At 28.5% G+C, this 22,778-nt stretch carries 25 protein-coding genes; 16 read left to right on the plus strand and 9 right to left on the minus strand.

Annotated elements, in window-relative coordinates; genetic code table 11:
- The first annotated feature begins 167 nt into the window (after positions 1–167).
- Both CP960_RS06600 and CP960_RS06605 read left to right on the plus strand, forming a co-directional pair.
- Entirely contained in the window at positions 168–1,145 is a 978-nt protein-coding gene (locus CP960_RS06600; RefSeq protein WP_101184626.1) for a hypothetical protein, read from the plus strand.
- Positions 1,145–1,774 carry a LysE family translocator gene (locus CP960_RS06605; protein ID WP_101184627.1) on the plus strand — a complete coding sequence of 210 codons (630 nt, stop codon included), beginning with the start codon at positions 1,145–1,147 and terminating at the stop codon, positions 1,772–1,774. The genes CP960_RS06600 and CP960_RS06605 overlap by 1 nt, the downstream gene beginning before the upstream one ends.
- Before the next feature lie 30 nt (positions 1,775–1,804).
- Here the strand turns inward: CP960_RS06605 and CP960_RS06610 are convergent, their stop codons facing one another.
- Both CP960_RS06610 and CP960_RS06615 read right to left on the minus strand, forming a co-directional pair.
- Entirely contained in the window at positions 1,805–2,353 is a 549-nt protein-coding gene (locus CP960_RS06610) for a hypothetical protein (protein ID WP_101184628.1), read from the minus strand.
- Between the two features lie 184 nt (positions 2,354–2,537).
- Positions 2,538–2,897 (minus strand): VOC family protein, encoded by a 360-nt coding sequence (locus CP960_RS06615; protein WP_101184629.1) that lies wholly within the window; start codon positions 2,895–2,897, stop codon positions 2,538–2,540.
- A gap of 722 nt (positions 2,898–3,619) precedes the next feature.
- Between CP960_RS06615 and recQ the strand changes: the two genes are divergently transcribed.
- The 7 genes from recQ to CP960_RS06650 all read left to right on the plus strand — a co-directional run bounded on the left by recQ (position 3,620) and on the right by CP960_RS06650 (position 10,076).
- Positions 3,620–5,728, plus strand: a complete 2,109-nt coding sequence (recQ, locus tag CP960_RS06620) for a DNA helicase RecQ (RefSeq protein WP_101184630.1) — start codon at positions 3,620–3,622, stop codon at positions 5,726–5,728.
- A complete protein-coding gene (gene thyA, locus CP960_RS06625) occupies positions 5,725–6,588 on the plus strand; it encodes a thymidylate synthase (RefSeq protein WP_101184631.1) in 864 nt (287 codons plus the stop codon). The genes recQ and thyA overlap by 4 nt, the downstream gene beginning before the upstream one ends.
- The gene (locus CP960_RS06630; RefSeq protein ID WP_101184632.1) at positions 6,588–7,091 is read left to right on the plus strand and encodes a dihydrofolate reductase; all 504 of its coding nucleotides are present in this window, start codon (positions 6,588–6,590) and stop codon (positions 7,089–7,091) included. The genes thyA and CP960_RS06630 overlap by 1 nt, the downstream gene beginning before the upstream one ends.
- 9 nt (positions 7,092–7,100) lie before the next feature.
- Entirely contained in the window at positions 7,101–7,670 is a 570-nt protein-coding gene (locus tag CP960_RS06635; protein ID WP_101184633.1) for a TetR/AcrR family transcriptional regulator, read from the plus strand.
- Positions 7,671–7,749: 79 nt separating this feature from the next.
- Positions 7,750–8,298, plus strand: a complete 549-nt coding sequence (locus tag CP960_RS06640; RefSeq protein WP_101184634.1) for a cysteine hydrolase family protein — start codon at positions 7,750–7,752, stop codon at positions 8,296–8,298.
- A gap of 65 nt (positions 8,299–8,363) precedes the next feature.
- Complete coding sequence (locus CP960_RS06645; RefSeq protein ID WP_101184635.1) at positions 8,364–9,269, plus strand: bile acid:sodium symporter family protein; 906 nt, start codon at positions 8,364–8,366, stop codon at positions 9,267–9,269.
- A 12-nt stretch (positions 9,270–9,281) separates the two neighbouring features.
- Positions 9,282–10,076 carry a class I SAM-dependent methyltransferase gene (locus CP960_RS06650; protein ID WP_101184636.1) on the plus strand — a complete coding sequence of 265 codons (795 nt, stop codon included), beginning with the start codon at positions 9,282–9,284 and terminating at the stop codon, positions 10,074–10,076.
- A 7-nt stretch (positions 10,077–10,083) separates the two neighbouring features.
- On the opposite strand, the gene CP960_RS06655 is transcribed toward CP960_RS06650, so the two are convergent.
- Entirely contained in the window at positions 10,084–11,196 is a 1,113-nt protein-coding gene (locus tag CP960_RS06655; protein ID WP_101184637.1) for a glycosyltransferase, read from the minus strand.
- Between the two features lie 189 nt (positions 11,197–11,385).
- Here CP960_RS06655 and CP960_RS06660 point away from each other — a divergent pair, with 189 nt between their 5' ends.
- From CP960_RS06660 to CP960_RS06690, 7 genes are all read left to right on the plus strand, one after another.
- Positions 11,386–12,114 (plus strand): amino acid ABC transporter ATP-binding protein, encoded by a 729-nt coding sequence (locus CP960_RS06660; RefSeq protein ID WP_191321669.1) that lies wholly within the window; start codon positions 11,386–11,388, stop codon positions 12,112–12,114.
- 20 nt (positions 12,115–12,134) lie between these two features.
- Positions 12,135–12,950, plus strand: coding sequence for a transporter substrate-binding domain-containing protein (locus CP960_RS06665; RefSeq protein ID WP_101184639.1), 816 nt, complete (start codon positions 12,135–12,137; stop codon positions 12,948–12,950).
- 3 nt (positions 12,951–12,953) lie between these two features.
- Positions 12,954–13,919: an amino acid ABC transporter permease gene (locus tag CP960_RS06670; RefSeq protein WP_101184640.1), complete on the plus strand. Its 966-nt coding sequence runs from the start codon at positions 12,954–12,956 to the stop codon at positions 13,917–13,919.
- Positions 13,920–14,546 (plus strand): MarC family protein, encoded by a 627-nt coding sequence (locus CP960_RS06675; RefSeq protein ID WP_228152030.1) that lies wholly within the window; start codon positions 13,920–13,922, stop codon positions 14,544–14,546. It begins immediately after the preceding gene.
- On the plus strand, positions 14,543–15,160 hold the full coding sequence (locus tag CP960_RS06680) for a LysE/ArgO family amino acid transporter (RefSeq protein WP_101184641.1): 618 nt from the start codon (positions 14,543–14,545) through the stop codon (positions 15,158–15,160). The genes CP960_RS06675 and CP960_RS06680 overlap by 4 nt, the downstream gene beginning before the upstream one ends.
- A gap of 11 nt (positions 15,161–15,171) precedes the next feature.
- The gene (locus tag CP960_RS06685) at positions 15,172–15,942 is read left to right on the plus strand and encodes an NUDIX domain-containing protein (RefSeq protein ID WP_101184642.1); all 771 of its coding nucleotides are present in this window, start codon (positions 15,172–15,174) and stop codon (positions 15,940–15,942) included.
- Positions 15,943–16,018: 76 nt separating this feature from the next.
- Positions 16,019–16,387 (plus strand): acyl-CoA thioesterase, encoded by a 369-nt coding sequence (locus CP960_RS06690; protein WP_101184643.1) that lies wholly within the window; start codon positions 16,019–16,021, stop codon positions 16,385–16,387.
- An 18-nt stretch (positions 16,388–16,405) separates the two neighbouring features.
- Here the strand turns inward: CP960_RS06690 and CP960_RS06695 are convergent, their stop codons facing one another.
- From CP960_RS06695 to CP960_RS06720, 6 genes are all read right to left on the minus strand, one after another.
- Positions 16,406–17,140, minus strand: coding sequence for a phytanoyl-CoA dioxygenase family protein (locus CP960_RS06695; RefSeq protein WP_101184644.1), 735 nt, complete (start codon positions 17,138–17,140; stop codon positions 16,406–16,408).
- A gap of 57 nt (positions 17,141–17,197) precedes the next feature.
- Positions 17,198–18,067: a succinate--CoA ligase subunit alpha gene (gene sucD, locus CP960_RS06700; RefSeq protein ID WP_101184645.1), complete on the minus strand. Its 870-nt coding sequence runs from the start codon at positions 18,065–18,067 to the stop codon at positions 17,198–17,200.
- On the minus strand, positions 18,067–19,233 hold the full coding sequence (gene sucC, locus CP960_RS06705; RefSeq protein ID WP_101184646.1) for an ADP-forming succinate--CoA ligase subunit beta: 1,167 nt from the start codon (positions 19,231–19,233) through the stop codon (positions 18,067–18,069). Before sucC ends, sucD begins: the two co-directional genes overlap by 1 nt.
- A gap of 49 nt (positions 19,234–19,282) precedes the next feature.
- The gene (locus CP960_RS06710) at positions 19,283–19,513 is read right to left on the minus strand and encodes a hypothetical protein (protein ID WP_196778333.1); all 231 of its coding nucleotides are present in this window, start codon (positions 19,511–19,513) and stop codon (positions 19,283–19,285) included.
- A gap of 82 nt (positions 19,514–19,595) precedes the next feature.
- A complete protein-coding gene (locus CP960_RS06715) occupies positions 19,596–20,990 on the minus strand; it encodes an aldehyde dehydrogenase family protein (protein ID WP_101184648.1) in 1,395 nt (464 codons plus the stop codon).
- Entirely contained in the window at positions 20,983–22,653 is a 1,671-nt protein-coding gene (locus tag CP960_RS06720; protein ID WP_101184649.1) for an acetolactate synthase large subunit, read from the minus strand. The genes CP960_RS06715 and CP960_RS06720 overlap by 8 nt, the downstream gene beginning before the upstream one ends.
- Positions 22,654–22,778: the final 125 nt, after the last annotated feature.

The following is a 22,778-nucleotide window of genomic DNA, read 5'->3' on the forward strand; positions in this document are numbered from 1 at the left end:
TTTTAAATTTCAGTCAAACTATTATACATCATTAGAAGTGTAATGGATTGTATAATAACTGTATAATAAAACTCAATTTTATTGCGATAAAGGTAAATATGTACAAAATTTGTTTTTATGTTTAGAAATAGTACAATGAGAGATAAAATTTGTTTAAGGATTCTAATATGTCATTTAAAACAGGAATAGAAAAGATTATAGAAATTTATAAAAGGTCTCATTTAAGTATATCAAAATTTTCCTCATTAATCCAAAAAGATAGAAGAACTGTAACTTCATGGGTTGATGGTCTAACTGATGTAGAACCAAATGATGATGTAAAAAAAAGAATTTGTAGTCTATTTAGATATCCAGATTATATTTGGGAAGATGGCTGTGTAGGAGAAGAGTTTTTAAAATCAATTACACAAATTCCACAAAAAGAAGTACGAATAATAGATGAAGATTATCAAGGTCGTCTTGAGTATATAATGGATATAGAAAGAAATAGAAGATTTGTGATACAAGCACAATTTCCTGGGCCTATGTACAGAGATACGGCTGTTCAAAGAGTTTATAGAGCAAGAACAGATAAAAATATTGAAGAGCTTAAACAAAAAAGAATTGACCAAATGCTTAGATATGATTATGATACTACGGAGTGGTATTCAATAAAATCAGTACTTAGTTTTTGTTATGCTGAGATTGGTAACTTTTTTACAAAAGAAGAAAAAATTAAGATTTTAGAGTTGATTTATGAACTTTTTAATAATAACTACAATAAAAAACTTTTTCTTTTTGACTCATTTTCAAGAAAAATATATGGAATGGAAACTACATATATCTCTATAAATGTAAAGCAAAAAATTCTATTTTTTAAATCTCCAATAGAGTCTGTTTTTATAGAGATTAGAAATAGAAATTTAGTAGAAAGAATGCATAGATACTACTCTTCTCCAATAGAAGCACCAAGTCATGTAAACTTTTTAGAATCAGTCAAAATTATTAAGATATTGCAAGATGCCTTAAAGTATAACAACTCTTTAGCACAAGCATATGAAACAATAAACAGAACAACTGATTATGGGGAACTTTTTTTTAATAACTTATCTTTGGATTTACAAAAACAAGTTAGTTCTCCAAAACAAGGACAAAGAAGAAATTAATGCAATATTTAGACCAGTTTTTATTAATAGCAGTTGCACATATAATAGCACTTATGTCCCCTGGACCTGATTTTGCTGTTATATTAAAACAAAGTATTACTCATGGAAGAGAAAAATCTTTATGGACTAGTTTTGGAATAAGCATAGGAATTCTGGTACATGTAACTTATACAGTATTGGGAATAGGTTTGATTATTTCAAAGTCTATAGTTATTTATACAATTATAAAATATTTAGCAGCTATATACTTAATATACTTAGGAATAAAAGCTTTAAAATCAAACTCTTTTAAACTAAATAAGTTTGAAAAAAGCAAAACACAAAAAGAGATAACAAAATTTAAAGCATTTAGTATAGGGTTTTTTACAAATGCACTAAATCCAAAAGCAACACTATTTTTCTTATCTTTATTTACTGTTATTGTGGATATAAATACTCCTTTATATATCCAAGGTTTTTATGCAATCTTTTTTGTAATATCTACTTTTTTATGGTTTGGTTTTTTATCATTTGTTTTAACAGGGAAAAAAGTAAGAGGTTTTTTTAACTCTTTTGGAAAGATATTTGATAAAGTAATAGGAGTGATATTAATTGCTTTAGGAATAAAAGTAGCGATGAGTGAAATGTGATAAAATAACGAAGTATATACTTCGCTATTTTTATTGTATTAAATTTTTAAATTTTTGATTTTTAATAATATCACCAATAAGTTTTTGTACTGCTGGTACGAAACTTCGTTGCATTTCAGAGCAAGCAGATGAAGCTAAATAGCTTGATTCATAATCATATCTTGATTTAACTGTCATTTCTTCTTTATTTGATGAAGTAACTGTTACATCAAATTCCCAGTAAGCATTACCAAATACTGTACTTCCATAAATATCATTTAATCTCATTCCAATTACTGTTGTTGAATTGTTATCTAATATATCTGCAACAACTAATTCTTTTTTAAATGCCTCTTTTATATAAGAAATAAATGTTACTCCTTTAGCTGTTCCAACTGGAGTAGAAAGTCTGCACATTAAAGTAGATTCATTATTTTTATCTGTAAACTCACCAAGATTAATTGTTTTTCCATCTTTTGCAATTGATTTTAAGTTTAGAATGTTATCTGTAGACATTGAATAGTCATAAACTTTATTAGCACAACCAGAGAATAAAAGTACCCCTAGTAACCCTACAATAATAATTCTAAATTTTTTCATTTTTTTCCTTTGTGTTAATTGTGAGATGAATTTTACTTATTTAATTATAAAATTATAATTAAAATCAATTAAATTATTTAAAATTATTTAAACTGTAAATATGGATAGTATAAAAGTTATTTTAATAATAAGTGAAGAGTTAAGGTTTAGATATTGTTTAAAGAACAAATGTTCTCTAAACAATTTATGATATTTTTTTACTAGGTCGCTTAGTTGCTAATTCAAGAATATAGCATGGAAAACCATCTGGATCTCTTACTCCAAATACTTTTCCAAAAGGAACTTCTTGTATTGCTAGACAAATTTCAGCTTTTTGTGAAAGAAAATCAAACACATTATCTATATCATTTACAAGCCAATATATTTCTTGTTTTGTTTCTGCACCCATTGGTTCATCTGTAGCAATAGCAAAAGTATCAAATTGTATATAATTTGGATGTTCTCTTTGAATATCAAGATTCATAGTTTCAACATAAAATTTTTTTGCTATATTTATATCTTTTACATACTCAACAACAAAGCCAAATTTTGGTTTTTCATTCATTTTAACTCCATAATATAAATTTGTATTATTATATTAAAATTTATTTAGTAAGTATAAAAATATGGCAATATGCAAGATTAATATCATACCTTTTAGCTTTCTTACTTTTTAGTTGTAAAAAGTAAGATAAAAAGCAACCAGACAAGTTGATGAAGGCAAAGCTACCTTACAGTTAAATATTTATTTTTGCCCTGCAAAACTCGCTAAAGAGTGCATTTAGCACTCTTTTTTACGCTCAAACAGTTTCGGGCTTTACCAAAATAAATATATAACTTCCAGCTTCATCAAAGTCTGGGAAGAAGAGAGTTTGAGCTATCATATGTAAATTTACAAAAGAAAATTGCTTCATTCTTTTTTATTCCAACATCTACAGAAGCTGAGCGTTTGTTTTCTCTTTTTGGAAAAGGCTTGCAATTGTTTGAGTAAATAAGTATGCTAAAAAGCATACTTATTTATGAGTTTTGCAAGACAAAAAAGATAAAACAATAAGTGAAGGAACCCGAAGGGCTTCGAAGCCGTTGGTGGTTTTGTTTACTTTGTCCACACAAAGTAAGAGGTGCGAATACCTTTAGGTGTTTATGAGTTATTTTCTTGTGTCTTTTCTTACTGACATCAAAATTGATAATATGAATAACCTAGTGAAACTTTTAAATGAGAAAATAATTAATCTACTAAAATAATCTTTCATGCACCCATAACCCAAGCTATGCTAGTATCACAAAATGAATAACAAACACAAAATACTAAAAGATATATTTGGCCATGAACACTTTAGAAGTTTCCAAGAAGAAGTTGTAGATAGTATTATCCAAAAAAAAGATGTTTTAACTATCTTGCCAACTGGTGGCGGTAAGTCACTTTGCTACCAATTACCAACTTTGCTTATGGATGGTGTAACAGTAGTAATCTCTCCACTTATTGCACTTATGCAAGACCAAGTAAAAGCACTAAATGATTTAAATATAAAAGCAGAGATGATAAGTTCTTCTCAAACAAATGATGAAAATAGTTTTACAATGCAAAAACTTTTAGAAGGTAAACTAAAATTTATCTATGTAGCACCTGAAAGATTTACTTCAAATGAGTTTATAGCAGTATTACAGCGAATCAATATTAACTATTTTGTTATAGATGAAGCCCATTGTGTAAGTGCTTGGGGACATGAGTTTAGAGCAGAGTATAGAAATCTTGATAAGTTAAAAAGATTTTTCCCAGATACTTGTATTGCTGCATTTACTGCAACTGCAACTAAAAAAGTAGAAGCTGATATTGCTTCAAGTTTAAAACTCAATGATGCTAAACATTTTCGTGCTAAAACACATAGAAACAATCTTGATATAAAAGTAGAACCACGAATTACAAATGGTAGAAAGCAAATACTAAATTTTCTTAAAACTCACAAAGGCTTATGTGGTATTATTTATACTTTTACAAGAAAAGAAGCAGAATCAACAGCGCAGTTTTTGTGTGAAAATGGCTACTCTTCAAAGGCATATCATGCAGGATTAAACCCAAGTATTAAAGATGAGGTTTATGATGATTTTGTATATGAAAAGATTGATATTGTAGTAGCTACTATTGCTTTTGGTATGGGTATTGATAAGTCAAATATTAGATTTGTAATACATACAAGTTTACCTAAAACCTTAGAGAACTATTATCAAGAAATAGGTCGTGCAGGTCGTGATGGTGATATGTCTTATGTTTATTTACTTTATTCAAAAGCTGATGAGGTAAAAAGAAAAATACAAATAGAAGATGCAATTGATACAGGCTATAAACAAAATGGACTTGATAAACTTGAAGCTATGTATAGATATTGTGTATCAAATAATTGTCGTCATAAGATTATTGCTTCTTATTTTGAAGATGAGATTGATGCTTGCAAAACTTTGTGTGATAACTGTACAAAAGGTGAGATTGAACAAGTTGATGTAAGTGTTGATGCACAAAAGTTTTTAAGTGCAGTTTATAGAAGCGAACAGCGTTTTGGAACAAATCATATTATTGATATTTTAAGAGGCTCAAAAAATCAAAAGCTTCTTGAGTTTGGACATGACAAACTAAATGTTTATGGTTTAGGAAGTGATAAAAGTAAAAATGAATGGATAGCAATTGCTGATAAACTAATAGATATAAAAGCAGTTAATTTAGGCGAATTTAGAGTCTTAAAAATAAGTGGTTTAGGAATGCAAATCCTTAAAGGCAAAGAAAAACTTCTAATAGATAGTGATAAGTTAGGTATTGCTCAAAAATTTGAAGAAGAGAATACACAGCTTAGTTTTGATGAAAAGTTATATGAAAAGTTTAAAAACTTAAGAAGAGAGTTAGCACAAGAGTATGAAGTACCAGCTTATGTTATATTTGGGGATAAAACTTTAAAGGAGTTAGCTTCAAAACTACCTCTTACAAAAGAAAATATGCTTGATATAAACGGAGTTGGTCTTGTAAAATTTGAAAAATATGGTAAGAGTTTTTTAAGTCTATGTAAAAGTATAAAAGAAGAGTTTGGTGAAAAGTTAGAAGATAAAATCCCTTTAAAAAAACTTACAAAAACCTACTTAGAAACTTTTGAATTAATACAAGATGAAAAAACTTTAGAAGAAATATCTCAAATTAGAGATTTATCAATAACTTCTATACTTTCTCATATCTCACTTTTATTTGAACATGGTAAAATATCAAAAGAGAAAAAAACAAAACTTTTAGAACCTTTAACTATCCCAAGTGAAATTCAACGATGGATTCAAACTGGATTAGAGTATGAAAGTTTAAAAGAATTAAGAAAATACTTGTATTTGTACGAATACTTAAATAAGGAAGATAATTGAAACAATATTTAGATTTATTACAACATATCTTAGATAATGGAATAAAAAAAGAAGATAGAACTGGAACTGGTACAACTTCTGTTTTTGGATACCAAATGAGATTTGATTTAAGTGAAGGTTTTCCTTTAGTAACTACAAAAAAGACACATTTAAAAGCAATTATTAGTGAACTTTTATGGTTTATTGAAGGAAGTACAGATGAAAGAAGACTTGCAGAAATTCATTTTGGTGATAAAAGAGAAAATTTAATAGATAAAAAAACAGTATGGACTGCAAATGCCAATAAACAAGGTAAAGATTTAGGTTACACAAATACTGAAACTATAAAAGAATTAGGGCCAGTTTATGGAAGTCAATGGAGAAGTTGGGAAGGTGCAAATGGCAAGAAAGTTGACCAACTTGCAGATGTAATTAATCAAATTAAAACAAATCCAGATAGTAGAAGAATTATTTTAAATGCATGGAATGCAGCAGAAATTGAAAATATGGCATTACCACCTTGTCATACTTTTTTTCAGTTTTATGTAGCCAATAACAAACTATCTTGTCAGTTATATCAAAGAAGTGCAGATGTATTTTTAGGAGTTCCATTTAATATCGCTTCTTATGCACTTTTAACTATGATGATAGCTCAGGTATGTGAACTTGAAGTAGGGGATTTTGTACATACTTTTGGAGATGCACATATCTATTCAAATCATATGGAGCAAGTAAAACTACAACTTACAAGAACACCATATGAAAAACCAGAAATGAAAATAAATAAAGATATAAAAAATATAAATGATTTTAAAATGAGTGATTTTGAACTTGTAAATTACAAGTGTCATGAAGCAATTAAAGGGGAGATGGCAGTATAATGAAAATTTCAATGATAGTTGCATATGGTAAAAATTGGGAGATTGGTTTAGACAATAAAATGCTTTGGCATATCTCAGAGGATTTTAAAAACTTTAAAAATATTACTTCTGGACATCATCTTTTAATGGGAAGAAAAACTTTTGAAAGTATTGGAAAACCTCTTCCAAATAGAACTTCATTAGTATTAAGTAAAACTGGCTTTAGCCATGAGGGTGTACATACTTTTAGTGAAGTTCAAGATGCTTTTGATTTTGCAAGAGCAAATGGCGAAGAAGAGCTTTTTATAATAGGTGGAGCAAATATCTATGAAACACTATTTCCTTATGTTGATAAAATGTATTTAAGTGAGGTTGATTTTGAAGGTAAAGCAGATGCTTATCTTAAACAGATTGATTTTTCTTCTTGGGATTTAATTGAGCAAAAAGATTATGAAGCTATTTTAGAAGAAGATAAAATCAAAAGCCCAGCTTGGAGTTTTAAAGTCTATACAAAAAAAGATTAAGAATTTAGTATGAATAATACAAGAGAAAAACTTCTAACAGTAGCCTTTGATGAGATATATCATCATGGCTACTCTGCAACTTCTGTTGATAAGATTTTAAAAAAAGCAAATATGAACAAAGGAAGTATGTATCACTTTTTTAAGTCTAAAAAAGAGTTAGCTCTTGCTGTTATAAATGAAAAAGTAAATGCTTATATTGAAGATAAATATAGTGTATTATTAGAGTATGAAGAGAATATCTGTGATGAAATGATGCAGATGATAAAAAAAAGAGATAATTTTGATTTTACATCTGGATGTAAACTAAATAATCTTATGCAAGAATTATCTCCTATTGACAAAGATTTTAAAGTAGCTTTAGAGATTGTTTATAAAAAATTTGAAAATATTTTTGAAAAAGTATTAGATAAAGCAATAGCAAAAAATGAAATTTCTCACAATGACACAAAAGCACTCTCTATGTATATAGTAGCTTCAATTGAAGGGTGTATAGGCACAGCAAAAAAATCTCAAGATGCAAGTTGTTTTACAACTTGTATTTCTCAACTAGAACTATTTTTAAACACACTTAAAAAATAAATTTTAAAAAGCCTTGACTAAACAGTCAAGACTTTGCTATACTTTTACTTGACTAGTTGGTCAAATGAAAGGAAAATTTATGAATAAAGCATTATTAATTATAGATATTCAAAATGACTATTTTGAAAAAGGAAAAAATCCATTAGTGAACTCTAATGAAGCTAGTTTAAAAGCAAAAGAAGTTTTAACACACTTTAGAAAAAATAAATTACCAGTTTTTCATATTCAACATATAAATACAAAAAAAGATGCAACTTTTTTTGTTTGTGATACAAAAGGAGTAAATATACATGAAAATGTAGCTCCTTTATCAAGTGAAGTAGTAATAAAGAAAAACTTTCCAAATAGTTTTTTAAAAACAAAATTAAAAGAAGAACTTGAAAAAAAAGATATAAAAGAGTTAGTTATTTGTGGTATGATGAGTCATATGTGTATTGATTCTACAACAAGAGCAGCTTTTGATTTAGCTTATAAATGCACAGTTTTAAGTGATGCTTGTGCTACAAAAGATTTGGAGTTTTTAGGTGAGAAAATTCCTGCAAAAACAGTTCACAACTCTTATATGGCAGCATTAAAAACTGTTTTTTCACAAGTAATTAGTGTAAAAGAGTACATTAATCAATCATAAAAGCAATATTATACAAGAAAGTTTAAATCTTTTTTTGTAAAATATGAAAAAATTTTGGATAGATTATGGTTAAAAAAATTTCAATGTTATTTCCTCTATGGGCAATTTTAGCATCATTTTTTGCGTATTTCCAACCTGAGGTTGTGGTAGGTTTTAAAAGTTGGATTATTCCACTTTTAGTTTTTATTATGTTTTGTATGGGTATTACTTTAAAAATAGAAGATTTTAAAAGAGTTTTAAAAAGACCAAAGATAATTGCAATAACTACATTATTGCAATTTTTACTTATGCCATTGGCTGCTTTTATTATCTCTAAATTTTTAAATTTTTCTACAGAGTTATTAGTGGGTATGGTTTTAGTTGGTGCAGTTTCAGGTGGAACAGCTTCAAATGTAATTGCTTTTTTAGCAAAAGCTGATGTTGCTTTATCTATAACAATGACAGTAGTTTCAACACTATTATCAATTGTTGTAACTCCTTATTTAGCACTTTTATATGTAGGACAAACTGTACCAGTACCAGTTTTAAGTATGCTTTTAAGTACTATGAAGATAGTTCTTTTACCTGTTCTTTTAGGAGTTATAATAAATCACTTTTTTCATAAATATATTGCAAAAAGAGAAGAATTATTTGCACTTTTATCGATAGTTTCTATTATATTTATTATTGCAATTGTTATTGGTTTAAATCAAGAAAGAATTAGTACTATTGCAATTTCTATGTTTATTGGAGTAATATTACATAATTTTATTGGACTTTTTGGAGGATACTATATAGCAAAACTTTTAGGGTATGAGCATAAAGTATGCAAAACAGTTGCAATTGAAGTTGGTATGCAAAACTCAGGTTTAGCAGTTGCTCTTGCTACAAAGTATTTTACACCATTAAGTGCTTTACCAGGAGCTATATTTAGTATTTGGCATAATATCTCAGGTTCAATTATTGCAGGATATTGGTCAAAAAAAGCATAATAAGGATTTAGCGTGAAATATGAAGATATAGATTTTAATGAACTTTATAAAAAACAAAAAGAGCTTACAACTTTCAAACCAAAAGAAAAACAAGCTTGGGATGAAAAAGCTAGTTCTATGAATCAAAGGGTACACAAATCAATTTATAATGAACAGTTTATTCAAAGATTAGACTTACAAGGAATTGAGTCACTATTAGATGTGGGGTGTGGAGTTGGAAATTTATCTTTAAAATTAGCGCCAAAATTAAAAAATGTTTATAGTTTAGATTATTCAACAAAGATGCTAGAACTACTAAATGAAAATGCAAAAAAAAGTGATATAACAAATATTAAAACAATCAATAAATCATGGTATGATGATTGGAGTGATGTCCCAAATGCAGATTTAGTTATTGCTTCACGCTCAATGGAAGTAAAAGATATGAAAAAAGCTTTAATAAAATTAAATGATAAAGCAAATAAAAAAGTTGTTATTTCATATAAAAAAGGTGGCTCTTTTGTAAGTGATGAAATCTTAGATGTATTAAACAAAGATATAATAAAAAAACCTGATTATATTTATGTGGTAAATATATTGTATTCATTAGGAATAAAAGCAGAAGTTAATTTTATTGATAGTGAGGGAAGAAATACTATTTATAAGTCAAAACAGAAGTTTATTGATTCTATTTCTTGGAGTTTAGGCTCTTTAAACGATAAAGAGATAAAACGCTTGGAAGAGTATTATGACTCTTTGGATTTAACAAAAAAACAAGAGCAAGATTATGTGCAATGGGCATTGATTTCATGGGATAAGAAGGATTAATTCCTTCTTATAATAAGTCTAATTCTAAAGCAAAGTTTTTAGCAATTTTGTCATAATTTCTAATATCTAATAATCTTTTTTGCCCTTCAATCCCGACCTTTGCAACCTCTTCTTTTGATAAAGTGATTATTTGTTCAAGTTTATGTTTTATTGACTCTTTGTCAAAATTACAAAACCAAGCTTGTTTATCATCTTCAAATAGCTCTTGATTATTTTTATTATTTGTCATAATACAAGGAATAGCACTTGAGTAATAATCAAGAATTTTTACAGGTGTTGAGCTATTAAATATGGCAATACTAGGTAAAATTGATAAACCTATATCTGCTTTTGCAATCAAAGATAATAACTCATCTTTTGTTTTTGCATTATATATTTCAACACAATTTGTAAGATTAGGAAATTTTGAAAGCATCTTTTTTGCATATTCTGGGTCTTTTGTAGAGATACATAGTCTAAACTGGTTACTATTAATCTCACTAAAAGCTTCTAAAATTGTTTCAAAGCTTCTTAATTTATCTAGTGTTCCTGCATAAAAAAATCTTTTGAAGTCTTCAACATGTTGTACGTTTTCATGTAAAACTTCTGGGTCAATTGATGGAGGAATTATAAAAGTTTTTGTGTTTACATTTGGGAAAAAATCCTCTTTTATAAATTTTGATGTGGGAATAAAAATATCACACTCATTTACTAAATTCGTCTCTGTTATAGTTTTTATACTATTTCCTATTACATCAAAAATGCTTTTTTTATTATTTATCTCATCTTCTTGTAGTTTTGCTGCTCTTTTAGGAAAAGACAATCTAAAACCAGCTTTGTAATTATGTTTGATTTTTCTTTTTAATATATGCTTTAATATATCAAAATCATTTCTTACAACAATATAATCATAAGAGTCTATATCTATACCATTTTTTGATAACTCATCTAGTAAATTCTTTTTTAATTTAAAAGGTAAAATAAATCTTTGTTCATCTTTTTTTTCAAAGTCTGATTTAAATTGCGAAAAATAAAGGATATTTGTATCAAAATACTTTCCTAAATATTTTTCAAAAAAGGCACCAATAAAACTGTGGTCAGTATATTCATCTTGGTCTGTTATATATAAAAACTTCTTCATGAATTTTCCTTTTTTAAAAGTTAATCAATAATTATACAGCTTAATAGTTGCATTAAAAAAGCATTTTTTATTAATTGGTGTAATCCTTTTAGTTTCACATAAATTATCCATTAATTTGCCTTTAAATGACTCTACAGTAAAATAATAGCTTCTATTTATCAAAAAAGAGAGCTAATGGATAATAACGAAATTATAAAAATGAATAAAATCAATAAATATTTTGATGATTTTCATGTATTAAAAAATATAGATTTTTCAGTAAAACAAGGTGAAATTGTAGTTATATGTGGACCAAGTGGGTCAGGTAAATCTACACTTATTAGATGTATTAATGGTCTTGAAGAGATTGATGAAGGTGAGATTATTGTAGATGATTTACACATACATAATAATAAAAAGAATTTAAAAGAGATTAGAAGTGAAGTTGGAATGGTATTTCAACACTTTAATCTATTCCCTCATTTAACAATATTAGAAAATATTACAATAGCTCCAACTTTAGTTAAAAGTATTTCAAAAAAAGACGCTCATGAAATAGCTATGGAACTTCTTAAGAAAGTTAAGCTAGAAGATAAAGCAAATGCTTATCCAGCAGATTTAAGTGGTGGACAAAAACAAAGGGTTGCAATTGCAAGAAGTTTAGCAATGAAACCTAAAGTTATATTATTTGATGAACCAACTTCGGCACTTGACCCTGAAACTATTGGTGATGTTCTTTCAGTTATGAAAGATTTAGCAAAAGAGAATTTTACTTTAGTTTGTGTTACACATGAAATGGGATTTGCAAAAGAGGTTGGAGATAGGATTGTTTTTATGGACCATGGTGTTATTGTTGAAGAAAACAACCCATCAGAATTTTTTAAAAATCCAAAAAGTCAAAGAGCTAAAAAATTTTTAAATGAGATTTTAATTCACTAAATAAAACAAGGAGAAAATGAATGAAAAAACTTTTAGTAGTTTTGATGTTGCTATTTACTGCATCTTTATTTGCAAGTGACATTAATGTATGGAAAAACTCTACTTTAAATAAAATTGTGCAAAGAGGAGAGTTAAGAGTAGGGCTAGACCCTGGATATATGCCTTTTGAAATGAAAGATAAAAAAGGAAGAATTATTGGGTATGATGTAGATATGGCTAGAAAAATGGCTAGAGATATGGGTGTAAAATTAAAAATTATTCCTACATCATTTGATGGAATTATTGGAGGTTTATTATCAGAAAAATTTGATATTATTATCTCTGGTATGACTATTACTCAAAAAAGAAATTTAAAAGTAAATTTTGCAACACCATATGTAATTATTGGACAAACTATCCTTATGAAAAAAGAGCATAAAGGAAAAATTAAATCATATAAAGATTTAGATAAAAAAGGTTTTGTAATCTCAACAAGAACAGGTGTAACAGGTGAAATTGTTGCTAGAAAATTCTTTAAAGATGCAAAAATAATTACATTTGAAACAGAAGCAGATGCAGTATCTGAAGTATTAAATGGTAAAGCAGATGCATTTATTTATGACCAACCTTACAATGTTTTATTTATGTCAAATAAAGGTAAAGGAAGATTAGTACACTTAGATAAACCTTTAACTTATGAGCCTTTAGGATTTGCTATTAGAAAAGGTGACCCAGATTTTCTTAATTGGTTAAACAATTTTATGAGACAAATTAAAGAAGATAAACTATTAGATTTCCACCAAAAATTATATGAAAAATGGTTAGTTGATACAAACTGGCTAAAAAGAGTTCAGTAAATAATGAGTAAAAAACAATCATTGGCACAAAATAAAACGTTAGGGCATTTTATTGCCTTTGCGTTTTATATTGCAGTTGGATATTTTTTATATTCTGCTGCATCTGGTATGAATTATGAGTGGAAGTGGACTTCTATTCCAAAATACTTTGTATATGAACAAAATATTAATGTAACTGCACCAACTGGTGGAGTATTAATGGAAGAAGAAGGAAAGTATTTTTTAAAAAATGATGATGGCAAAACATATTTAGATATAGATAGTAGTTATGAACTTGAGTATAATATAGGTGCTGATATTTATGAATTTGATTATGTAGCTTCTAAAACAATAACAAAAGCTGGTCCAGTACTAATTGGACTTTGGACAACACTTAAGATTTCATTTTTTGCTGCAATTTTAACTTTTATTATTGGTATTGTAACTGCATTGATGAAGTTATCATCATATGTGTTTTTAAAAGATATTGCTACTGTATATATTACTTTAGTTAGAGGAACGCCTTTACTTGTACAAATCTTTTTATTCTATTTTATCGTTGCAAATATTTTTGAACTAGATAGATTTGTTGCAGGGGTTTTATCTCTTGGTATTTTCTTTGGTGCTTATATGGCAGAAGTTTTAAGAGGTGCAATTCAGTCAATTGACAAAGGTCAGTTAGAAGCTGCAAACTCTTTAGGTATTTCACATTTTCAAGCTATGAGATATATTATTTTCCCTCAAGCTTTAAAAAGAGCTTTACCAACTTTAGTTGGTGAGATGATTGCTTTAGTTAAAGATTCATCTTTAGTATCAGTAATTGCAATTACTGATTTAACAAAAGTAGGTCGTGAAATAGTTGCAAATACTTTCTCTCCTTTTGAAACATGGATAGTAATTGCATTGGTTTATTTAAGTATAACTTTCTCTTTAAGTTACTTAGGTCATCTATTAGAAAAAAAATATAATGCCAAAGGTGGGATGGCATAAGTGGATTACTACTTATCAAATTTTTTACAAGAAGCAATTACATTTTTTGCTATTATGGATCCAATAGGAATTAGTGCGATTGCTTTATCTATTTTAAGTCCAAATATTACAAAAAATGAGATAAATAAAGTAGCATATAAAACTACTTTAACTATTATTATTGCTTTTTTTGTAGTTATTATAAGTGGAGAGTTTGTATTAAAAGTTTTTGGTATAGATGTAAACTCTTTAAAAGTTATGGGTGGTTTAGTTCTTTTACTTATGGCAATATCTATGATAAATGGTTCAAGTGGACTTATTTCAAATAGTGATGGAAAACCAAATGAAGAGTTAGCAATAATACCTATTGCAATTCCTATTGTGTTTGGAACAGGACTATTCTCAACTATAATTATTTTTAAACATGAAGCTAATAATATTGCTGATTTAGCTTCAATTAGCATTGCATATTGCTTAAATGCAGTAATTTTTTATTTTATTTTTAAAAACTCTATTCACATAAAAAGATACTTAGGTGAAACAGGACAGAATGTTATTACAAAACTAATGGGATTAATTGTTGGAGCTTTGTCTATACAGTTTATAATTAGTGGAGTTGTAACTTTAGCAAAGAGTTACTTAAATTGATAGAGCTTTATACAAAAGGCTTCTTTGTAACACTATCTTTAATAGTTGCAATAGGAGCTCAAAATGCTTATATTTTAAAGCTTGGTTTATTAAGACAGTATGTTTTTCCTGCAGTAATTTTATGTACATTTTTTGATTTAATTTTAATCTCTCTTGGAGTTTTTGGTTTAGGTTTTTTTATAAAAGGAAATCAATCACTAATAAATATTATTGCAATTATTGGGATTGTTTTTTTATCTTCATATGCTTTTTTATCTTTTAAAAAAGCACTAAAAAGTGATACTTTACTAATAGAAAAATCTAAAGATAAAAAGAGTTTCAAAGAGGTTTTGTCACTACTTTTAGTTTTTACTTTTTTAAACCCACATACATATTTGGATACTGTTCTTTTAATTGGAGGAATTGGTGCAAATATAATAAATTTTGACGAAAAATTAGCTTTTTTATTTGGTACAGTTAGTGGTTCTTTTGTATGGTTTTTCTCTTTAGGATTTTTCTCAAAATTTTTAATTCCTTTATTTAAAAAGAGTATTACATGGAAAATACTTGATACAATAATAGGTATAGTTATGTTAATAATTGCATACTCATTAATTGAATTAATCTCATTTTAAAAGGCTTTTTAGTGGATGATTATATAGAAACAGTAGGTTGCTTTGATATAGTTTTAGACCCATACAATGGAATTACAATTGAAAAAAATAGTGTTCCTAATGAGTGTATAGAGTTTGAAAAAAATTTATTAAATTTGATTAGTCACTGTTTGAAAAAGAAAAGAAGATTAATTTGGATAACAATTGATATTTCAAAAAGTAATTTAATACCAGTTGCAGTTAAGCATGGCTTTGAATTTCATACTTGTGAACATGATTATGTATTTGTGGTAAAAAGATTGGTTCAAGATGCGATTATTCCAACAGCGTCAAATCACACTTTAGGAGTTGGAATAGTTGTTATAAATGATAATGATGAAATATTGGTAATAAAAGAGAGAATTTCAAGAATAGGGTATAAACTCCCAGGTGGACATATTGATAATGGTGAGTTAATATCTAATGCAGTTGTAAGAGAGACTTATGAAGAAACGGGTATAGAAGTAGAGTTTGAATCTATTATTAGTTTAGGTCATTTTTATCCACACCAATTTGGACAATCAAATTTGTATATTTTATGTAATGCAAAACCTTTAACTTATGAGATTGATATAAAAGATATTGCTGAAATTGAAGATGCAAAATGGGTTAATGTTTATGAATTCTTATTAGATGAGAATGTTTTTGAGTATAATAAAGTAATTATAAATGCTGTTTTAAATAAAAGTGGGTTTATAAATCAAGAGTTAGAGAGTTTTAAAAATATTCCAAAAGATTATGAACTGTTTTTTCCAAAAAAATAGTTTTATCTTAGTTATTTTATGAGTTATTTAATAACTACTTGATATAAATACACAACAAAAAGAAAGGTTAGACAATATGATGGAATATGGAACACAAAGATTAGTTATGTATCCTCATTTAAATGCTGCTGGGATTTTGTTTGGTGGACAAGCTTTAGCTTGGATTGATGAAGAGGTAATTATCTTTGCAGCAAATAAATTGGGTACGACTAGATTAGCATTAGTAAAGATGAGTGAAGTAAAGTTTAAAAATCCAGCAAATATTGGAGATATTCTTATTATTGGTACAGAGCTTGTAAAAATAGGAAGAACTTCAATAACTGTTAAATGTGAACTAAGAAATAAAACAACTGATAAAGTAATTGTTAAAGTCGATGAAGTTGTTATGGTTGCATTAGATTATAATAAACAACCCACTCCTCATGGTTTACCAGAACCAGATTGATTAAAGAGATGTCTCTCTTTAATCTAAAATCACTTCTTTAAAATCGCTTCTTGTATTTTTTATAGCCTTATTTTTTTGAGCTTTCACTGTATAAACAAAAGATATTTTTGGTTTTTGTGTATTGTTTTTATGTGCATGATGTAGCGTTTTACAATGAAATAGTACAATATCACCTTTATGTAAATCGTAATGTACAGCTTTGTTTATTAATTGCTTATTTATTTTTAAATCATCTCTAAAGCTAATAGATTCATCAAATTGCTCTTTTTTAAGATTTAGCTTATGTGAGCCTGGTATAAACTCTAAAAGACCATTTTGTAAATATTCATCATCTAAACTTAACCAAACACTAATTAAATCATCATTTTCAAAATTCCAATATCTTCTATCTTGATGCCAAGTTGTCCTTGAACTATCTTTTGGCATTTTTGTCATAATAGAGTTATGATGAGCTAATGTTAATACAGGAGTATCATTTAAAAGTTGTTTTAAAATTGGTCTTATCTTTTCATATTTCATCCATCTTCTAAAGATTTCAGCTCTATTATATACTTGTCTTAATCTTCTAACTGTTGTAGTTTGTTCATTTATTTTTAAATACTCTTGCTCACTCTCAATTGGTGAACTTTTTTTATCAAGATGTTTTTTTGCTTCTTCTAAAATCTCATCACATAAATAAGTTGGTGCAAAATTCCTAATAAGTAAAAATCCATCTTTATTAAATTTATTAATCTGTTCTTCTGATAGTTTCATTATAGTTTCCATTTGTTTGCATTGTATGCAAATAAAAATAGAAGTGTAACTTCTATTTTATCTATTTACCTCTAATAAGGCATCTTTGATATGAGTAATTGTTTTAACAGTTGAAACACCTGCTGCTTCTAAAGCTTTGTATTTATCCTCTGCTTTTCCACTTCCTCCATCAATTATTGCACCTGCATGTCCCATTCTTTTTCCTTTAGGTGCAGTAACTCCAGCAATATATGATACAACAGGTTTAGTAATATGATTTTTTATATATTCTGCTGCTTGTTCTTCTTTTGTTCCACCAATTTCCCCAATCATAACAATTGATTTAGTTTGTTCATCTTCTTCAAAAAGTTTAAGCATATCAATAAAATCACTTCCTGGAATTGGGTCACCACCAATTCCTACACAAGTGCTTTGTCCAAGTCCTGCAATAGTTGATTGATTAACAGCTTCATAAGTTAAAGTACCAGACCTTGATACAATCCCAACACTACCAACTTTATGAATATTTGCAGGCATAATACCCATCTTACCAATACCAGGAGTTATAACTCCTGGACAATTAGGTCCTATAAGTCTTGCTCCATTTGCATCAACAGCAGCTTTTGCATCTAGCATATCCTGAACAGGAATCCCTTCTGTAATACAAACAATAAGTTCAATACCATTTTCAGCTGCTTCAATAATAGAGTCTTTACAAAATGGTGCAGGTACATAAATAACACTTGCATTTGCACCAGTTAAATCAATTCCACATCTAACACTATTGTACATAGGAAGACCAAGATGAGTTAAACCTCTTTTTTTAGGTACAACTCCACAAACCATATTTGTGCCATATTCAAGTGCTTTTTGAGTATGAAAGCTACCTTGTGAACCTGTCATACCTTGACACATTATTTTAGTATTTTCATCAAGTAAAATAGCCATTACTTCCCTTTTGTTAATTCAATAATTTTTAAAGTAGCTTTATCTAAATCTTGCTCTTCAATAATATTTAGCCCTGATTGTCTAATAAGCTTTAAACCTTCTTCTACATTTGTACCTTCTAGTCTTACAACTATTGGAATATCTATTTTCATCTTTTGTACTGCTGCTATAATACCACTTGCAATTACATCACATCTTACAATTCCACCAAAAATATTAATAAGAATTCCATTAACTTTTCTATCTGATAGAATTATTTTAAAAGCTTCAATTACTCTTTGTTCATTTGTACTTCCACCAACATCTAAGAAGTTTGCAGGCTCCCCTCCATATGTTTGGATTAAATCCATAGTTGCCATAGCAAGTCCAGCTCCATTAACCATACAACCAATATTTCCATCTAATGAAACATAATTTAATTGCATTTTTTCAGCTTGAAGTTCTCTACTATCTTCTTGTGTTTCATCTCTGATTTCATTTAATTTTTTCTGTCTATATAAAGCTGAATTATCAACTTGTACCTTTCCATCTAAACAGATTAAATCCCCTTGCTTTGTTATTACTAAGGGGTTTACTTCAATTAAAGATAAATCATTATCTAAAAACATTTTGTACATATTTTGAAGTAGTGGAATCATTTGTTGAACTTGATTATCATCTAATCCTAAATCAAATGCAATCTGTCTACATTGGTAAGGCATAATTCCAACAACTGGATTTATTTTGTTTTTCATTATTTTTTTTGGGTCATTTTTAGCAACCTCTTCAATCTCAACTCCACCTTCAATTGAAGTCATTATAGTTACTCTTTGGCTACTTCTATCAATAATAAAAGCTAAATATAGTTGTTTATCTATATCACAAGGCTTTTCAATATAAATTGAGTTAACAGGTTGTCCTTGGGAAGTTGTTTGATAAGTAACTAGCCTAGTACCTAATAGTCTATTTACCGCCTCTTTTGCTTCTTTTTTATCTTTTGTTAGTACAACTCCTCCAGATTTTCCTCTTCCCCCTGCATGAACTTGTGCTTTAATTACTAAATTTTCTTCACCTAAAGTGTTTAAAATATCATCTAATTGTGAAGAGTGAGTAAGAAGTTTTCCTGTGGTTGTTGGGATACCATACTTTTTAAAAAGATTTTTTGCTTGATATTCATGTAAATTCATTATAATTTTACTCCATAATTTAAAAGCATTTAATGCTTTGTTAAAGTTACTAATTTTTGATAGAAAATTTTGCTATAAACTCCTCTTTTTCTCGTACATATAGGCTATTGTCATCTGCTTTATAAAGTACTGCATCAACCCAAATATCATCTTTTTGAATTTTACAAAAATCAATTGGAATATAAGTTTTAAGGTTTTTATAGTGAATGTATTCTTGATGTAACTTTAGATTTTTCTCTTTCATGAAGCTAATAATAACAAAAAAAAGATTAATAACCATAGAAGTCTAATTTATATATAAAAGTAAAGGATAGTGTAGAATTTGAGAAAAGAATAGAAGTAAAATCTTCTATTCTTTAAAATTATAATACTGGTGATTTAATAACCATCATTTTTTCATTTGACATCTCTTCCATTGAGTGGTGAATTCCTCCAAGACCAAGTCCTGAAGCTTTTGCTCCACCAAATGGCATCCAGTCAACTCTAAATGCAGTATGGTCATTTACCATTACAGCTGTACCATTTAATCTTTTTACAGCATTTAAAGCAGTATCAATATTTTTAGTAAACACAGCAGCTTGGAAAGATACTTCAAGTGCATTTGCTCTATTGATTACTTCATCAATATTAGAGTAAGAATAAACCATAACAACTGGTCCAAATACTTCTTTTGTTGATACTAAAGCGTCATCTGCTGGATTTAAAATAACTGTTGGTTCAAAGCAAGAAGCAGAAATTCTTTTCCCACCTGTTAGGATTTTTCCACCTTTTTCAACAGCTTCATTAACCCATTGTTCAACTCTATCTACTTCACTATTATTAATTAGTGGACCAACTTCAGTTTTAGGGTCTAACTGGTCACCTACAACTAATTTTGAAGCATAATCAGCTAATTTTGTAGATACTTCATCTACTATTGATTCATGTACATAAACTCTTTGTACTGATACACAAACTTGACCTGCGTGGTAAAAACCACCTTTTCCTAAGTCTGGAATCATTGCATCAATATCTGCATCTGGTTCAACAATTACAGGTGCAACACCACCATGTTCTAGTGCAACTCTTGTTCCATTTGATACTTTTGAGTTTAAGTACCAACCAACTGCACCTGAACCAATAAATGTTAGGAAATCAACTTTTTCAGATGTTGCTAAAAGTTCACCAGCATCTCTTCCACAAACTACAGCTTGTGCCCAACCTTTAGGAAGTCCAGCTTCTTCTAAAATCTCTACTAATCTAATTGCACTCATTGGAGTTTGAGTTGCTGGTTTAATAATTACAGGACAACCAACAGCAATTGCAGGAATTACTTGGTGTACTGCTAAGTTAAATGGGTGATTAAATGCAGAAATTGCTGCAACTACACCAATTGGTTCTTTAAAAGTATAAGCCATTCTATTTGCACTAGATGCAGTATGACCCATTGCTATTTCTTTACCTTCAAAAGCACCTAAGTGTTCAATAGCAAGTTGTACACCATTTATTGCTCTATTTACTTCAACTTTAGAGTCCATATAAGGCTTACCACCTTCACTAGCGCAAAGTTGTGTTAACTCTTCTACTTGTGAAGACATGATTTTCATTACGTTTTCTAAAATCTCAATTCTTTTAAATTTTGGTAAAGCATTTTTGTGGTCTAAAAAAGTTTTTTGTGCTAAATCTATAGCTGCTTGTACGTCTTGTGTTGTACTAAATGGAACTTCTCCAACTACTTTACCATCAAATGGTGATGTAACTTCTATTGTTTTACTCATTATCTACTCCTTCTTCTTCTAGTAATGTTTCAGCATTTTTTACAAGGTCATTTAAAATTGCGTGGTTTAAAGAGTAATCAACAGCTAAATCAATTATATGAACACCTTTAGAATTAACGCATTTATCTAAAGTTTCTGTGAACTCTTCGCAAGATTCTGGCCTATGACCAACTGCTCCGTAAGCTTCTGCATATTTTACAAAATCTGGGTTATTGTAATCTAAACCATAAGTATCAAATCCCATTCCTGTTTGCTTCCACTTAATCATACCATAAGCGTTGTCATTTAATATTATAACAGTTAAATCTAATCCTAATCTTACAGCAGTTTCAATTTCTTGTGAATTCATCATAAATCCACCATCTCCACATACAGAAATAACTTTTCTATCTGGATTTACCATTTTTGCTGCCATTGCAGATGGAAGACCTGCACCCATTGTTGCTAGCGCATTATCTAATAATAAAGTGTTTGGTCTAGCACATTTATAGTTTCTTGCAAACCAAATTTTATATACACCATTATCTAATGTTAGAATATCTTCTGGAGCTAAAATATCTCTAATTGTTTTAACGGCTCTTTGAGGTAAGATTGGAAATCTCATATCACCAAAATATTTAGTTAATCTTTTGTTTATTGTTTTGATTATTAGTTTATAAAAATCAAAATCCCAATGTGGTTGTGGAGATAAAGCTCTAGTTAAGTCTTCAATACTTCCTGCAATATCACCAATTACATCTAAGTGTGGGAAATAAGTTGGGTCAACTTCAGATGGGAAAAAGTTAAAGTGAATTACTTTAGTTGCATCTGGGCCTTCTTTCATAAAAAATGGTGGTTTTTCAATTACATCATGACCTACGTTGATAATTAAGTCAGCTTTTACAATTGCACCATGAATAAAGTCTTCATCAGATAGTGCTGCTGTTCCTAAACATAATTTGTGATTATCATCAACTACACCTTTACCCATTTGTGTAGTAAAAAATGGAATACCTGTTTCATTAACTAATTCAGTTAGTGCATTTCCTATTCTATTTCTATTTGCACCTGCACCGATTAGAATTAATGGACTTTTTGCTGCTTCTATCATTTTTACAGCTTCTAATACTGCAGTTTTATCAGCTCTTGGGTATCTAACTTCTCTTACTGGATATACTCCATCATCTGCTTCTTCTTCAGCTATATCCTCTGGTAATTCAATATGTACAGCCCCTGGTCTTTCTGCAGTTGCAATTTTGAATGCATCTCTTACCATAGAAGAGATATTATTTCCATTTACAACCTGTTTTGCATATTTTGTCATAGGTCTCATCATATCTACAATATCAATGATTTGAAATCTACCTTGTTTTGACTTTTTGATTGGTTTTTGCCCAGTAATCATCATCATAGGCATTCCACCAAGTTGCGCATATGCAGCACTTGTAGCAAAGTTAGTAGCTCCAGGGCCTAAAGTTGATAAACATACTCCAACTTTTCCTGTTAATCTTCCATAAGTTGCAGCCATAAATCCTGCACCTTGCTCATGTCTTGTCAATATTAATTTGATAGGTGATTTTCTTAATGACTCAAGTAGGTCTAAATTCTCTTCACCTGGAATACCAAAAATATATTCAACACCTTCGTTTTCTAAAGCCTTGATAAATAAATCAGATGCTTTCATCTTATCTCCAAATTATTGATTTAAAATTTAATTTGTGTTAGTTTCCCACAAAAAGTTTTAAACTGAAATTAAAGTTATAATATACTTTAAATACGTAATACTATTTGAATGCAAATGGATAGTTT

This window comes from Malaciobacter halophilus, from assembly GCF_002837275.1.
In the GTDB taxonomy this organism is placed as follows: domain Bacteria; phylum Campylobacterota; class Campylobacteria; order Campylobacterales; family Arcobacteraceae; genus Malaciobacter; species Malaciobacter halophilus.